The organism is Bradyrhizobium sp. SZCCHNR1043, assembly GCF_032489675.1.
Classification (GTDB): domain Bacteria; phylum Pseudomonadota; class Alphaproteobacteria; order Rhizobiales; family Xanthobacteraceae; genus Bradyrhizobium.
In genome coordinates this window covers 99,239-113,488 of sequence record NZ_JAUEYN010000020.1, presented here as the reverse complement: position 1 = coordinate 113,488, position 14,250 = coordinate 99,239, and the positions used below count along the sequence as shown (strand labels likewise).

Annotated in this window: 13 protein-coding genes and 1 tRNA gene; 11 read left to right on the top strand and 3 right to left on the bottom strand. The window is 66.2% G+C overall.

Annotation, left to right across the window (positions count from 1 at the left end; all coding sequences use genetic code 11):
• Nucleotides 1–928 precede the first annotated feature (928 nt).
• Nucleotides 929–1,015: transfer RNA gene (locus tag QX039_RS30470), tRNA-Leu, on the bottom strand.
• 222 nt (nucleotides 1,016–1,237) lie between these two features.
• Here QX039_RS30470 and QX039_RS30465 point away from each other — a divergent pair.
• Nucleotides 1,238–2,206: a complex I NDUFA9 subunit family protein gene (locus QX039_RS30465; RefSeq protein WP_315740363.1), complete on the top strand. Its 969-nt coding sequence runs from the start codon at nucleotides 1,238–1,240 to the stop codon at nucleotides 2,204–2,206.
• 124 nt (nucleotides 2,207–2,330) lie between these two features.
• Here the strand turns inward: QX039_RS30465 and QX039_RS30460 are convergent, their stop codons facing one another.
• Nucleotides 2,331–3,137: an undecaprenyl-diphosphate phosphatase gene (locus QX039_RS30460; protein ID WP_315740364.1), complete on the bottom strand. Its 807-nt coding sequence runs from the start codon at nucleotides 3,135–3,137 to the stop codon at nucleotides 2,331–2,333.
• A gap of 357 nt (nucleotides 3,138–3,494) precedes the next feature.
• Between QX039_RS30460 and QX039_RS30455 the strand changes: the two genes are divergently transcribed.
• Both QX039_RS30455 and queG read left to right on the top strand, forming a co-directional pair.
• Nucleotides 3,495–4,187, top strand: coding sequence for a glutathione S-transferase family protein (locus tag QX039_RS30455; protein WP_315740365.1), 693 nt, complete (start codon nucleotides 3,495–3,497; stop codon nucleotides 4,185–4,187).
• Nucleotides 4,136–5,320, top strand: coding sequence for a tRNA epoxyqueuosine(34) reductase QueG (queG, locus tag QX039_RS30450; RefSeq protein ID WP_315740502.1), 1,185 nt, complete (start codon nucleotides 4,136–4,138; stop codon nucleotides 5,318–5,320). The genes QX039_RS30455 and queG overlap by 52 nt, the downstream gene beginning before the upstream one ends.
• Before the next feature lie 11 nt (nucleotides 5,321–5,331).
• Here queG and QX039_RS30445 read toward each other — a convergent pair whose 3' ends face one another.
• Nucleotides 5,332–6,117 (bottom strand): alpha/beta hydrolase, encoded by a 786-nt coding sequence (locus QX039_RS30445; protein ID WP_315740366.1) that lies wholly within the window; start codon nucleotides 6,115–6,117, stop codon nucleotides 5,332–5,334.
• A 327-nt stretch (nucleotides 6,118–6,444) separates the two neighbouring features.
• Between QX039_RS30445 and infC the strand changes: the two genes are divergently transcribed.
• The 8 genes from infC to QX039_RS30405 all read left to right on the top strand — a co-directional run bounded on the left by infC (nucleotide 6,445) and on the right by QX039_RS30405 (nucleotide 14,113).
• Entirely contained in the window at nucleotides 6,445–6,984 is a 540-nt protein-coding gene (gene infC, locus QX039_RS30440) for a translation initiation factor IF-3 (RefSeq protein ID WP_315740503.1), read from the top strand.
• A 453-nt stretch (nucleotides 6,985–7,437) separates the two neighbouring features.
• Complete coding sequence (rpmI, locus tag QX039_RS30435) at nucleotides 7,438–7,638, top strand: 50S ribosomal protein L35 (protein WP_008539890.1); 201 nt, start codon at nucleotides 7,438–7,440, stop codon at nucleotides 7,636–7,638.
• Between the two features lie 77 nt (nucleotides 7,639–7,715).
• Nucleotides 7,716–8,075, top strand: a complete 360-nt coding sequence (gene rplT / locus QX039_RS30430; protein ID WP_012040570.1) for a 50S ribosomal protein L20 — start codon at nucleotides 7,716–7,718, stop codon at nucleotides 8,073–8,075.
• A 143-nt stretch (nucleotides 8,076–8,218) separates the two neighbouring features.
• Complete coding sequence (pheS, locus tag QX039_RS30425) at nucleotides 8,219–9,301, top strand: phenylalanine--tRNA ligase subunit alpha (protein WP_315740367.1); 1,083 nt, start codon at nucleotides 8,219–8,221, stop codon at nucleotides 9,299–9,301.
• Nucleotides 9,302–9,456: 155 nt separating this feature from the next.
• Nucleotides 9,457–9,957 carry an endonuclease domain-containing protein gene (locus tag QX039_RS30420; protein ID WP_315740368.1) on the top strand — a complete coding sequence of 167 codons (501 nt, stop codon included), beginning with the start codon at nucleotides 9,457–9,459 and terminating at the stop codon, nucleotides 9,955–9,957.
• On the top strand, nucleotides 9,954–12,362 hold the full coding sequence (pheT, locus tag QX039_RS30415) for a phenylalanine--tRNA ligase subunit beta (protein WP_315740369.1): 2,409 nt from the start codon (nucleotides 9,954–9,956) through the stop codon (nucleotides 12,360–12,362). The genes QX039_RS30420 and pheT overlap by 4 nt, the downstream gene beginning before the upstream one ends.
• Nucleotides 12,359–13,135 (top strand): sulfite exporter TauE/SafE family protein, encoded by a 777-nt coding sequence (locus tag QX039_RS30410; protein WP_315740370.1) that lies wholly within the window; start codon nucleotides 12,359–12,361, stop codon nucleotides 13,133–13,135. Before pheT ends, QX039_RS30410 begins: the two co-directional genes overlap by 4 nt.
• Nucleotides 13,136–13,168: 33 nt before the next feature.
• Nucleotides 13,169–14,113, top strand: a complete 945-nt coding sequence (locus QX039_RS30405) for an MBL fold metallo-hydrolase (RefSeq protein WP_315740371.1) — start codon at nucleotides 13,169–13,171, stop codon at nucleotides 14,111–14,113.
• Nucleotides 14,114–14,250: the final 137 nt, after the last annotated feature.

Genomic DNA, 14,250 nt, shown 5'->3' with positions numbered 1-14,250 from the left:
ATGGCTCGAAATTGCACCGCGCCGAGCCCTCTCACCCCCCTAATTCGGATTCTTGCCCAGCCTCGTCGGGCAAATCACCTGCACATTTCCGCGCGTCCCTGCTGCCGCATGAGGGGCGTTTCGCGACCGTCACGGATCGTTGGCAGTGGGATGCGATGGGCGTGTGTCGACGCAGCGTGAATTAGTTCGCGCGGACGAACGGCGATGCACGCACGGTCAAGTCGCGCGGTCCTGATATCCCGATGCTGATATCAACTCATGTCGAAGCTTTCGCTTCGCGTGGGGATGGTGGCCAACAAGCCCGGCGCACCAGGGAGAACGCGAAGCAGCCGTTAAAACCAATCGCGCAGGGAGGGCCGGATGATCCGGCGCGTACCTGTGGTTCCTGCCGCCAGCATTTTCCTTCGCTGGCGGGCCATGGGTGCGGTCGGCACCCGGCTCTCCCTGCGCCCTCATGATTTCGAGGGCGAGACGATCGGCACAGCTCGGGCGCAAAGCGCGCCGCGAGGCTGATAGGTCTTGCCCTAAACGAGAAGGACCACGGCGGTCATGGTGATCACTCAACACGAAGGCGGTGCCCACCCTCCCCTGAAGGGGGAGGGTCGCCTCACGGAGAGCGAAGCGAAACGTGAGGCGGGGTGGGGTGATCTCTCCTCTGGCGCTGGCGTGCGTGGAGAGATCACCCCACCCCGCTCGCCCGCTTCGCGTGCGATCGACCCTCCCCCTCCAGGGGAGGGTGGAGGCTCGCAGCCGGCAGCAGCGGCTACATCACGGGCGTTGAAAGGAGGATTATCGGCTGGCTCGGGGACGAGCGTGTCGCTGATGTCCCGAAGACATCAGCTAAATCGATGCCACCCAATCAGATCCGGAGGCGCATCAGCGCCGTCGTCTGTCACAGAGTTCTGTGCGGGGGAGGTCACCACCAAAATGGTGCCCAGGAAAGGACTCGAACCTTCACGGCCGTTAAGCCACTGGCACCTGAAGCCAGCGCGTCTACCAATTCCGCCACCTGGGCATGGGGGCGCTGTGTACGGATCGAACGGGCGCTTGTCAAACCGCTGAACGCCCAAGATGACAATTTTTCTGAAGCCATGCGCAAAAACACGGCTCCCTTTTCCGCGGTGCGGGCGATGGGCTATACAGCGGCCCAGGATGGCGGGCCGCGGAGTGCGAATCGCCGCTGACAGCTATCTCGTCCGGGGCGGACCGACCGCCCGGCAATCCCAGGACTCATTCCATGGCATCGAATCTGGACACATTGGTTACCGTCTTCGGCGGCTCCGGCTTCGTCGGGCGCAACGTGGTCCGGGCGCTGGCCAAGCGCGACTACCGCATCCGTGTCGCGGTGCGCCGGCCGGAGCTCGCCGGCCACCTGCAGCCGCTCGGCCGGGTCGGCCAGATCCACGCCGTACAGGCCAATCTGCGCTATCCCGACTCGGTCGCATCAGCGCTGCGTGACAGCCATGTCGCGATCAACCTGGTCGGCGTCCTGACCGAGAGCGGCGCGCAGACCTTCGAGGCCGTGCAGGCCGAGGGTGCCGCCACCGTCGCCAAGGCGGCGGCCGCCGCTGGCGCCCGCATGGTGCACGTCTCAGCGATCGGCGCCGACGCGGAGTCGGCCTCGAGCTATGCCCGCGCCAAGGCGGCCGGCGAGACCGCCGTGCTGGCCGCGGTGCCCGAGGCCGTGATCATGCGCCCCTCGGTCGTGTTCGGCCCCGAGGACCAGTTCACCAACCGCTTTGCGGCGCTCGCGCGGGTCTCGCCGTTCCTGCCGCTGATCGGCGGCGGCGAGACGAAGATGCAGCCGGTCTATGTCGGCGACGTCGCCACCGCGGTGGCCGATGCGGTCGACGGCAAGGCGCAGCCGGGCGCGACCTACGAGCTCGGCGGGCCGGAGGTGCTGAGCTTCCGGGAGATCCTGAAAATCATCCTCGACATCACCGACCGCGACCGCGCGCTGCTGCCGCTGCCGTTCGGGCTCGCCAAGCTGCAGGCCGCAATCCTGCAGTTCGCGCCGGGGCCGCTGAAGCTGACGCCCGACCAGGTCGAGCTCTTGCGCTACGACAACGTGGTGTCGGAAGCCGCGAAGGCGGCCGGGCTGACCTTGCAGGGCCTCGGCATCACGCCGGACTCGCTCGAGGCGGTCGCCCCGCAATATCTCTGGCGCTTCCGTCCGTCCGGGCAGTTCCAGCGCAAGAACGCGTGAGGGGCCACCGGCCTCTCCACGTCATTGCGAGGAGCGAAGCGACGAAGCAATCCAGAGTCTCGCCCACCAAACTGGATTGCTTCGCTTACGCTCGCAATGACGGTGGATGGAGCTGGGGCTCAGCTCACTTCCCCAGCGCCAGCGCGATCAGGCCGAGGGTGCCGACGATCACGCGCCACCAGGCGAACAGCACGAAGCCGTGGCGGGTGACGTAGCCGAGGAAGGCCTTCACCACGATCATGGCGGTGATGAAGGAGACGACGAAGCCGATCGCGATGAGGCCGAGGTGATCGGACGTCATCTCGGCGCGGCTCTTGTAGAAGTCGTAGACGAAGGCGCCGACCATGGTCGGGATCGCCAGGAAGAAGGAGAACTCCGCGGCCGAGCGCTTGTCGCCGCCGAGCAGCATCGCCGCCACGATGGTGGCGCCGGAGCGCGACACGCCTGGGATCATGGCCAAGCACTGCGCGACGCCGATCCACAGATACATCATGAGCGGATAGCGCGTGGCGTCGTGCTCCCGCGGCTTGAGATCGATCTGATCGACCCACAGCAGGATGGCGCCGCCGACGATCAGCGAGAAGCACACGACCCAGGGATCGAACAGGAGCGCCTTGATGTACTTGCCGGCGATGAGGCCGATGATGACGGCGGGCAGGAAGGCGATCAGCACGCCGATGATGAATCGGCGGTCGTCAGCGTTCGACATCGCGCCGATGGCGACGCGCGACAGCTTGAAGAAGTACAGCGCGACGATGGCGAGGATGGCGCCGAGCTGGATCAGGATCGCAAAACTCTTCCAGAACCCCTCGTCGCCGAGCCCGAAGAAGCGTTCCGCCAGCAACAGATGGCCGGTCGAGGATACGGGAAGAAACTCGGTGACGCCCTCGATTATGCCGAGAAGCACCGCCCGCAGCGTATCTGACATCATTGATCGGATCCTGGATTGCCGGCAAAACGCGGCCCTTCTCGCCTATTCGGCTCCCGCCCGCAATTGCAAAAAGCGCTCGAACCGGCCACATCCGATGAATGAACCGGCGTGTGATCGGCCATGCGAATCAGAACGAGGCAATGCCGGACAGCGGATCGGGCGCGCTGATCGCTGTTCCCGAAAGCGCCGTTTCCCGCATGACCGCCCGTCGCCCTACTGCTTACACTTTCGCCGACCATGCGCTAATGGTCCGATTCGCGAGCGCACCCGCGCGCCGGTATCGGGACGAGGCGTCGGTGCGAACCGATGGTTGATTGTTCGTTAAGCGCCGTAGCCGCGGAATCGTCGAAAGGCTCCATGTACACGCTCTACCACCATCCCTTCTGCCCGCATTCACGCTTCGTCCGGCTGGTGCTCGGCGAATACGGGCTCGATCTGCGCCTGGTGGAGGAACGCGCCTGGGAGCGCCGCGAGGCGTTTCTCGTGCTCAATCCCGCGGCCATCACGCCGGTGCTGTCGGTCGAAGGCCTGCCGCCGGTGCCCGGTGTCGGCGTGATCGCCGAGTTCATCGACGAGACCTGCGGGCCCGAGATGGGCGATCGCCGGCTGATGCCGGCGTCGGCGGCCGAGCGCGTCGAGGTGCGCCGGCTGATGGACTGGTTCAACACCAAGTTCTTCGAGGAGGCCTCGAACCTGCTGGTCACCGAGCGCATCTACAAGCGCTTCATGAGCGAGGAGGATGGCGGCGGGCCGCCGTCGACCGACGTGATTCGCGCCGCCAAGACCAATGTGCGCTATCATCTCGCCTATATCGGCTGGCTGGCGCAGCGGCGCAATTTCCTGGCCGGCGACCGGCTGACCTATGCCGACCTGGCCGCCGCCGCGCATCTGTCGGCGATCGACTATCTGGGCGACGTGCCATGGATCGAGGACGACGCAGCGAAGGCGTGGTACGCGCGGGTGAAGTCGCGGCCGTCGTTCCGGCCGCTGCTCTCCGACTGGCTGGCGGGCGTCCCGGCGTCGCGGACCTATGTGGACCTGGACTTCTGAGCGCCGATAGGCCCACGCCGGAGACGTTGAAGGCGGCGCTGACCGTCGAGGCGCAACGGCTGGGCTTCGATGCCATCGGCATCACCGCCCCGGTCGTGAGCGCCGAGCGGGCCGCCGCGTTCGAACGCTTTCTCGCCGCCGGCCAGCACGGCGACATGGACTGGCTGGCGCGCGAGCCGTCCCGCCGCACCGATCCCACCACGCTGTGGCGCGAGGTCCGCAGCATCATCATCCTCGGCGTCAATTACGGCCCCGACGAGGATCCGCGCGCGGTCCTGTCCCAGCGCAGCAACGCTGCGATTTCGGTCTATGCCCGCGGCGACGACTATCACGACGTCATCAAGAAGAACCTCAAGACGCTCGCCCGCTGGCTGGTCGCGCAATCCGGCGGCGACGTGAAGGTGTTCGTCGACACCGCGGCCGTCATGGAGAAGCCGCTGGCCGAAGCGGCCGGGCTCGGCTGGCAGGGCAAGCACACCAACCTGGTGTCGCGCGGTTTCGGCTCCTGGCTGTTCCTCGGCGCCATCTACACCACGCTGGACCTGCCCGCCGATGCGCCGGAGCGCGATCATTGCGGCTCGTGCCGGGCCTGCCTCGACAGCTGCCCGACCGCGGCGTTCCCGGCCCCCTACAGTCTCGATGCGCGGCGCTGCATCTCGTATCTCACCATCGAGAACAAGGGGCCGATCCCGCGCGAGTTCCGCAGGGCGCTGGGCAACCGCATCTACGGCTGCGACGACTGCCTCGCCGCCTGCCCGTGGAACAAGTTCGCGCAAGCGGGGCGCGAGGCGAAGCTGGCAGCCCGCGAATCGCTGCGGTCCCCCGATCTCGCCGAGCTGGCTGCGCTCGACGACGCCGCGTTTCGCGCACTGTTCACGAAATCGCCGATCAAGCGCATCGGCCGCGACCGCTTCCTGCGCAACGTGCTGATCGCGATCGGCAACTCCGGCGATGCGGCGCTGACGCCGGCCGCCGAGCGGCTGGCCGCCGATCCGAGTCCGCTGGTGCGCGGTGCCGCCGCCTGGGCGCTCGCTTGGCTGCTCGACGAGGCTGCTTACGCGCGACATGCGGAGGCGGCGCTGACGTCGGAGACCGACGAGAGCGTCCGCGCGGAATGGCAGGCGCGATGCTGAGGCGGGCCGCGTCAGCCCATCTCGCCGACGGCGGCCAGCATGCGCGTGATGTCCTGCGGACGCGACAGCCGGTGGTCGCCGTCCTGGATCATGGTCAGCACCACGTCTTCGGCCGGCAGGCGGTGGGTCAGTGCGAACGCATGCTGCCAGGGGACGTCGCGGTCCTGCGCGCCCTGCAGGATGCGCACCGGGCAGCCGACCTTGATGGCACCGCCGAGCAGGAGATGATTGCGCCCGTCCTCGATCAGCGCCCTGGTGATGGGATAGGGCTCGCCATACTCCGACGGACGCATCCAGACGCCCTTGGACTCGATCTCGGTCCGGACCACCGGCGGGAAGCCCTTCCACATCAGCTCCTCGGTGAAATCGGGCGCCGGGGCGATCAGGACCAGGCCGGCCAGCGTCGCCTCTGCCGGGTCCTTGAGCAGCTCGCGCGCCAGCAGCAGCGCCATCCAGCCGCCCATCGAGGAACCGATCACGACCTGCGGTCCGCGGCAGAATTGCCGGAACACCGCAACACTCTCCTCGAGCCAGCGGCCGATAGTGCCGTCGACGAAGCGGCCGCCGGATTCACCGTGACCGGAATAGTCGAAACGGACGCAGGCGCGGCCGCGCTCGGCGGCCCAGGCGTCGAGCGCCAGCGCCTTGGTGCCTTTCATGTCGGAATTGAAGCCACCGAGCCAGAACAGCCCGGGCGGGCGGCCTGGCCGCGCCCGCACCGCGATCCGGCGCGACGATTCGCCCGCGCCGACGGTGACGAAGACGGGCGTATCGGCATTTTCTGCAGCAGGGTTCATGGATCGTTACTCGATTTCGGGGGCTGTGTGGGCGAACCAGCCGGTCGCGTCAATCCGCTCGACCGGGCACTGCCGCTTGCGAAAGGGCCCTGCGCACTCTATGTCCGCGAGCGGAACCACGAGGCCTCGAAAGTGCGGTTTTGATCGCCATTCTTGACCATGTGGTCCCTTTGGGGGAATGCACGGCCGCGCCGAAGTCCTGCGCGTGCGACGCAAGAGCCATGACGGCCGGATGTTAATTCGACGCACGGGACGCCAGCTGTCTTGCCCGCGAGGGCATCTTCCTTCAAAATAGTCGCCTTCTTCCACAACCTTGGAGAACTACCCATTCGCCGCCCCAATCGAGCCCCGCCCGCTGCCGTCAAAGACGGGCCGCGCACAAATGATGAGATTCGCAATGCGCAGATCCAGCTGATCGATTCAGAAGGTACCAACCGCGGCACTGTCGAGACCGTGGTTGCGATCAAGATGGCCGCTGATGCCGGCATGGATCTGGTCGAGATTTCGCCGAACAACAATCCTCCCGTCTGTAAGATCATGGACTACGGGAAGTACAAGTATTCGGCGCAGAAGAAGGCCGCCGAGGCCCGCAAGAAGCAGAAGGTCGTCGAGATCAAGGAGATCAAGCTCCGCCCGATGATCGATGACCACGACTACGACGTGAAGATGCGGGCGATGCAGCGCTTCTTCGAAGAGGGCGACAAGGTCAAGATCACGCTGCGCTATCGCGGCCGCGAAATGGCGCACCAGGAGATCGGCACCAAGCTGCTCGACAAGGTCAAGTCCGACGTCGCGGCTTTCGCCAAGGTCGAGCAGGACGCGCGGTTCGAGGGACGCCAGGTGGTCATGGTTCTGGCCCCGCGCTAGTCGCCAGCCACCGACGCACCAAACCGAGCCCGCCACACGTCTGGCGGGCTTTTCTCTTGAGGCCCCCGTCAGAACCGCTCTTTGCGGGCGCGGATCAGGACCTGCCACCGCCCGCTGCAGCTGCCGGAGGAGCCTTTGCGGCTCCACCGAACGGAGCCGGCCGGTGCTGGTGGCCGAGGGCCGCCCTGGGATACCTGTACCCGCGGCTCGCATGTCGGCTGACCATGGCTCGGACGAGCCGATTCGGCGGTTCAGCGTTGCCAAGAGCCACCGTCTCTGGCATAAGCGCGGCCTTCGTCGCCCGGCTGATCAAGGGCTGCCGTGGCGATGTCCCTGTGCGGGTGGGTCCTCGTTTGGACCCGAAACCTGAGCACAACCAACGCTCTAACGAGCATTTTCGCCGGATGGCGCCGCTCTAGCGGGCGGCTTGCCGTTGGCATGAAGGAGAGCCAAATGCCCAAGCTGAAGACCAAATCCGGCGCCAAAAAGCGCTTCAAGGTGACTGCCACCGGCAAAGTGATGCACGCCCAGCGCGGCAAGCGCCACGGCATGATCAAGCGGACGAAGAAGCAGATCCGGCAGCTGCGCGGCACCCGCGTGCTGTTCAAGACCGACGGCGACAACGTCAAGAAGTACTTCTTGCCGAACGCCTGACCGGCCTCTCGCTTCCGAAACCCTGGCCGCCTCCAAGCCGCGGCTGATCGCCATCTCTGAATCCAAGGATACCCGGCATGTCTCGCGTCAAACGCGGTGTGACCGCCCACGCCAAGCACAAGAAAGTCTTCAAGGCCGCCAAGGGCTATTACGGCCGCCGCAAGAACACGATCCGCACCGCCAAGCAGGCCGTCGAGAAGGCCGGCCAGTATGCGTTCCGCGATCGCAAGCGCAAGAAGCGCACCTTCCGCGCGCTCTGGATCCAGCGCCTGAACGCCGCTGTGCGTCCGTTCGAGCTGACCTACAGCCGATTTATCGACGGCCTGTCCAAGTCCGGCATCACCGTCGACCGCAAGGTGCTGTCGGATCTCGCGATCAACGAGCCCGCCGCGTTCCAGGCGATCGTTGAGAAGGCCAAGGCGGCGCTCGCCGCCTGATCGCCCTTCCTCATCGCGAGGACTGCAAAGCGGCCGACGATCTCGGCCGCTTTTTGCTGTTCGGCGACATCGATCCTTTCGCTTGACCCCTGTCGCCCGCGCGGCGACAACCCAGCCGCCTTTGTCCCGCGGAGATTTTGACCGTGTCCGACCTCGCCTCGCTCGAGACCTCGATCCTCGACCAGATCGCCACCGCCGGCGATGAAGCCGCGCTGGAAGCCGTGCGCGTCGCAGCCCTCGGCAAGAAGGGCTCGATCTCGGCGCTGCTGGCCACGCTCGGCAAGATGTCTCCCGACGAGCGCAAGACGCAAGGCGCGGCAATCAACCTTGCCAAGGACAAGGTCACGCAGGCGCTGACCGCGCGCCGCGAGGTGCTCAAGGCCGCAGCGCTGGACGCGAGGCTCGCGGCCGAGACCATCGACGTCACCCTGCCGCTGCAGGATTCGCCGGCCGAGACCGGCCGCATCCATCCGCTCAGCCAGGTGATGGACGAATTGACCACGATTTTCGCCGACATGGGCTTCTCGATCGCGGAGGGCCCCGATGTCGAGACCGACGACTACAACTTCACCAAGCTGAACTTCCCGGAAGGCCATCCGGCGCGGGAGATGCACGACACGTTCTTCTTCAATCCGAAGCCGGACGGCTCGCGCATGCTGCTGCGGACCCACACCTCGCCGGTGCAGGTGCGGACGATGCTGAGCCAGAAGCCGCCGATCCGCGTGATCTGCCCGGGCCGCACCTACCGCATCGATTCGGACGCGACCCACACGCCGCAATTCCACCAGGTCGAAGGCCTCGTCATCGACAAGGGCTCGCATCTCGGCCACCTCAAATGGATCCTGCACGAGTTCTGCAAGGCGTTCTTCGAGGTCGACCACATCAACATGAAATTCCGGCCGTCGTTCTTCCCGTTCACCGAGCCGTCGCTCGAGGTCGATATCCAGTGCCGCCGCGACAAGGGCGAGATCCGCTTCGGCGAAGGCGAGGACTGGCTGGAGATTCTCGGCTGCGGCATGGTGCATCCGAACGTGCTGCGCGCCTGTGGCATCGATCCCGACGAGTACCAGGGTTTTGCCTGGGGCATGGGCATCGACCGCATTGCGATGCTGAAATACGGCATGAGCGACCTGCGCCAATTGTTCGAAGGCGACGTCCGCTGGCTGTCCCACTACGGCTTCAAGCCGCTGGATGTGCCGACGCTCGCGGGGGGATTGAGCGCGTGAGCGTTGCCGGCCTCGCTGTCTCCGCTCGGGCGGTAGGACTCCCTCTCCCGCTTGCGGGGGAGAGCTGGATCCCCCGCGCGCGCGCTTCGACAACCACCGGTTTCTCCGTTCCCTCCCCCCTTGTGGGGGAGGGTCAGGGAGGGGGGTAGCCCCGGATGCCGCACGCAGTTGTCAGCGAGCGCCATCGCCGCCGGGCGAAGCAACTTCGCCAGGCGATGACGCGCGCCGAGACACTGCTCTGGCGCTACATCAAGGCGAACCGGATCGATGGCGCCAGCTTTCGCCGCCAAGTCCCGTTTCGTAACTACATTGCTGACTTCGTCTGCTTCTCGGCAAAGCTTGTCATCGAACTCGACGGGGAATCGCATGATTTCGCCGAACGGCAGGCAAGAGACGCCCAACGCGACGCATTCTTCGCAGCCGAAGGCTTTGAAGTCCACCGCTTCACCAACGAGCAGGTGACTTCGAACTTGGAAGGCGTCGTTGAAGCCATCCGTCAGGCTCTCGCCGTCCGCGCCCGTGGCTTACCCCCCTCCCCAACCCTCCCCCACAAGGGGGGAGGGAGCGGAGAGAGCTGTGCAAGCGGCCAAGACGGCACATACGAAGCCAACACACACGATACAAACACCAGCAAGATCCGAGGCATGCAGCCATGAAATTCACTTTGTCCTGGCTGAAGGACCATCTCGACACCGATGAGCCGGTGGAGAGGCTCGCCGAGAAGCTCACCATGATCGGCCTCGAGGTCGAGCATCTCGAGGACAAAGCGAAGCTGCTCGCGCCCTATCGAATCGCGCGCGTCGTTTCCGCCGAGCAGCACCCGAACGCCGACCGCTTACGCGTCTGCATGGTCGACACCGGTGACGGTGGCGCGCCGGTGCAGGTGGTGTGCGGTGCGCCGAACGCGCGCGCGGGCCTGGTGTCGGTGTTCTCGCCGCCCGGCACCTACATCCCCGGCAAGAACATCACGCTCTCGGTCGGCACGATCCGCGGCGTCGAGAGCCGTGGCATGCTGTGCTCGGCGGCCGAGCTGCAGATTTCCGACGATCACGACGGCATCATGGAGCTGCCGGCGGATGCGCCGATCGGCACTCCTTACGCGGAGTGGGCCGGCCTCGGCGATCCCATGTTCGAGATCAACCTGACGCCGAACCGCCAGGACTGCACCGGCGTGCACGGCATCGCCCGCGACCTCGCCGCCGCCGACATGGGCAAGCTGAAGGACCCCGGCATCAAGCCGGCGAAGGGCGAGCTCCCCTGCCCGGTGAAGGTCACGGTCGAGGACGAGAAGCTTTGTCCGGGCTTCGCGCTGCGACTGGTGCGCGGCGTCAAGAACGGCCCGTCGCCGAAGTGGCTGCAGCAGCGCCTCACATCGATCGGCCTGCGCCCGATCAACGCGCTGGTCGACATCACCAACTACATGACCTTCGACCGCGCGCGTCCGCTGCACGTGTTCGACGCCAAGAAGGTGAAGGGCAATCTGGTCGTCCGCCGCGCGCGTGACGGCGAGACCCTGCTCGCGCTCGACGGCCGGACCTACACGCTCGACCATTCGATGTGCGTCATCGCCGACGATTCCGGCGTCGAATCGCTCGCCGGCATCATGGGCGGCGAAGCCTCCGGCTGCGACGAAGGCACCACCGACGTGCTGATCGAATCGGCGCTGTGGAACGAGATCAACATCGCCCAGACCGGCCGCAAGCTCGGCATCAATTCCGACGCGCGCTACCGCTTCGAGCGCGGCGTCGATCCGGCCTTCATGGTGCCGGGCCTGGAGATGGCGACCAGGCTCGTGCTCGAGCTTTGCGGCGGCACGCCGTCGGAGACCGTCGTCGTCGGCAATCCGTTTGGTGATGACCGTATCATCGATTTCCCACTGACCGAGGTGAAGCGGCTGGCGGGCATCGAGGTGCCGCTGACCGAGATGCGGCGGATCCTGACGCATCTCGGCTTCGTGGTCGCCGGCAACGGCCCGGTCGTGAAGGTCGCGGTGCCCTCCTGGCGCAGCGACGTGCATGGCAAGGCCGACATCGTCGAGGAGGTCGTGCGCATCGTCGGCGTCGACAAGGTGCCGATGACGCCGTTCGAGCGCGGCGATGCCCCGCGCAAGCCGGTGCTGACGCCGATCCAGCTGCGCACCCGGCGCGCCAAGCGCGCGCTGGCGGCGCGCGGCATGGTCGAGGCCGTGACCTGGTCGTTCATCTCCAAGCCGGCGGCCGAGCTGTTCGGCGGCGGCAAGGCCGAGCTCGCGCTTGCGAACCCGATTGCCGCCGATCTCTCCGACATGCGGCCGAGCCTGCTGCCGGGACTGATCGCAACCGTGCAGGCCAACGCCGATCGTGGCTTCGGCGATGCCGCGATCTTCGAGGTCGGGCAGATCTTCAAGGGCGATGGCCCCGCGGACCAGCTCATGGCGGCGAGCGGCATCCGCCGTGGCGTCGCGTCGGCGAAGGGTCTCGGCCGACATTGGACGGGATCTCAGGCGGCGAGCGCTTACGACGCGAAGGCCGATGCACTCGCCGTGCTGGCGGCCGCCGGCGCGCCGATGGCGTCGCTGCAGATCGTCGCCGGCGGCCCCGCCTGGATGCATCCGGGACGCTCCGGCACGATCCAGATGGGACCGCAGAACGTGCTCGGCCATTTCGGCGAGCTGCATCCGCGCACGCTCGAGGCGCTGAAAGCCGACGGGCCGCTCGTCGCCTTCGAGGTGATCCTGGATCGCATTCCGGCCGCCAAGGCGAAGCCGACGCGCGCCAAGCCGGTGCTGGAGCTGTCCGCATTCCAGCCGGTGTCGCGCGACTTCGCCTTCATCGTCGATCGCAAGGTCAAGGCCGGCGATATCGTGCGCGCCGCGCAGGGCGTCGACAAGAAGCTGATCACCGATGTCGCCGTGTTCGACGTCTACGAGGGCAAGGGCATCGAGGACGGCAAGAAGTCGGTAGCGATCGCCGTCACCCTGCAGCCGCGCGAGAGGACGATGACGGACGAGGAGATCGACGCCGTCGCGGCAAAGATCACGGCCGACGTTGGCAAGAAGACCGGCGGCACGTTGCGCGGATGAGCCTGTCCGGGCTCATCCCTGCCGATCTCAGCCTGTTCGCGGCGGTCGCGCTGGCGATCGTCGCTTTCATCGCCGCAACCGCGCGCGGCTTCTCCGGCTTCGGCGCGGCGCTGATCTTCATGCCGCTCGCGAGCAGCTTTGCGACGCCCCGTCTGGTCGCGCCGCTGCTGCTGGTGATCGACTTCGTATCGATGGCCCCAATGGTGGCGCCGGCCTGGCGCGAGGCCGACCGCAAGGCCACCGCCGTGATCGTCGCGGGTGCGTTGGTCGGCGTGCCCGTGGGCACCTATTTCCTCAGCCGGCTGGACCCTGTCACCGTACGCTGGATCATCACCGGTTTCGTGATCGCGCTGCTTGCGCTGCTGCTGTCCGGCTGGCGCTATCGCGGCAGGGAGTACACCGCGCTGTCGGTCGCTGTCGGCTATATCTCCGGATTCTGCAGCGGACTGGCGCAGACCGGGGGCCCGCCGATCGTCGGCTACTGGCTGGGACGCCCGATCCCGCCAAAGATCGCGCGAGCGAATATCGTGCTGTTCTTCGGCGCATCGGACTTCTTCGCGATGGTGAGCTACGCAATGAGCGGGCTGATCACCTGGGATTCGCTGAAGCTTTCGCTGCTGATCGGTCCGGTCTACGCGCTTGGTGTCGCGTTCGGCGCGTCGCTGTTCGGCCGTGCCAGCGAGCAGGTGTTTCGCGCCATCTGCTATGCGCTGATCGCAATCGCCGTGATCGCCGGCCTGCCGGCCCTCGACGGCGTGCTCGGGCGGGGTTAGCCTTCCTGCAACGAAGCAGACAGGGAGGCCACCGTGATCCATCGGCGAACAATGCTCAAGCTCGCGCTGGGAACGGCCGGCGCCATCGCGGCGCCCGCGGCGTTCGCGCAAGGCGCGAAGACGGGCACGCGCATCGTCTTCCTCGGCACCAAGGGCGGCCCACGCGTCGGCGTGGGCGCTTCAAATCCGGCCAACCTCGTCGTCGTCAACGGCACGCCGTTCGTGATCGATTGCGGCATGGGCGTCAGCCGTCAGCTCGTCAGTGCTGGGGTTCCGATCCCATCGATCAAGTACATCCTGATCAGCCACCACCATTCCGATCACAATCTCGAATACGGCAACCTGTTCTACAACGCCTGGGCCGCAGGATTGTCGACGCCGATCCAGTCGTTCGGACCGAGGGGCCTGGAGGCGATGACCAGGAGCTTCTGGGAAACTAACAAGTTCGACGTCGACACCCGCATCGCGGACGAAGGCCGGCCAGATCCGCGGCCACTCCTGGTCGCGAAGGATATCGACGCGGACGGCGTCGTGCTGAAGACGGCGAACGTGACGGTAACCGCGTTCCGCACGCCACATCCGCCGATCACCGACAACTTCGCGTACAAGTTCGAGACGCCCGACGGCACGATCGTGTTCTCGAGCGACACCGCCTATAACCCGAAGCTTGCAGAGTTTGCCAAGGGCGCCGATGTGCTCGTGCATGAATGCCTCTATGTGCCCGCGGTCGATCGGCTGGTCGCCAAGACGAAGAACGGCTCGACGCTGAAGAAGCACCTGCTCGACAGCCACACGACCACGGAAGACGTCGGACGCATCGCCGCGGCTGCAGGCGTGAAAGTGCTGGCGCTCAGCCACTTCGTACCCGGTGATGATCCCGAAGTGACGGACGAGGACTGGACGCGGGACGTGAAGAAGAACTACACGGGCCGCATCGTGGTCGCGAAAGACCTGATGGAATTGAAGCTGCCTGTGTAGCCAAGGCTGGGCGTGCTTCAATCGGCAGCTCGCCTGCATCAGCCGTAGGGTGGGCAAAGGCGCAGCCGTGCCATTTCAACGCTTGAGATCGCAGTTGCGCCGTGCCCACCATCTTGCTGATGAGTTTGCGGATCGAC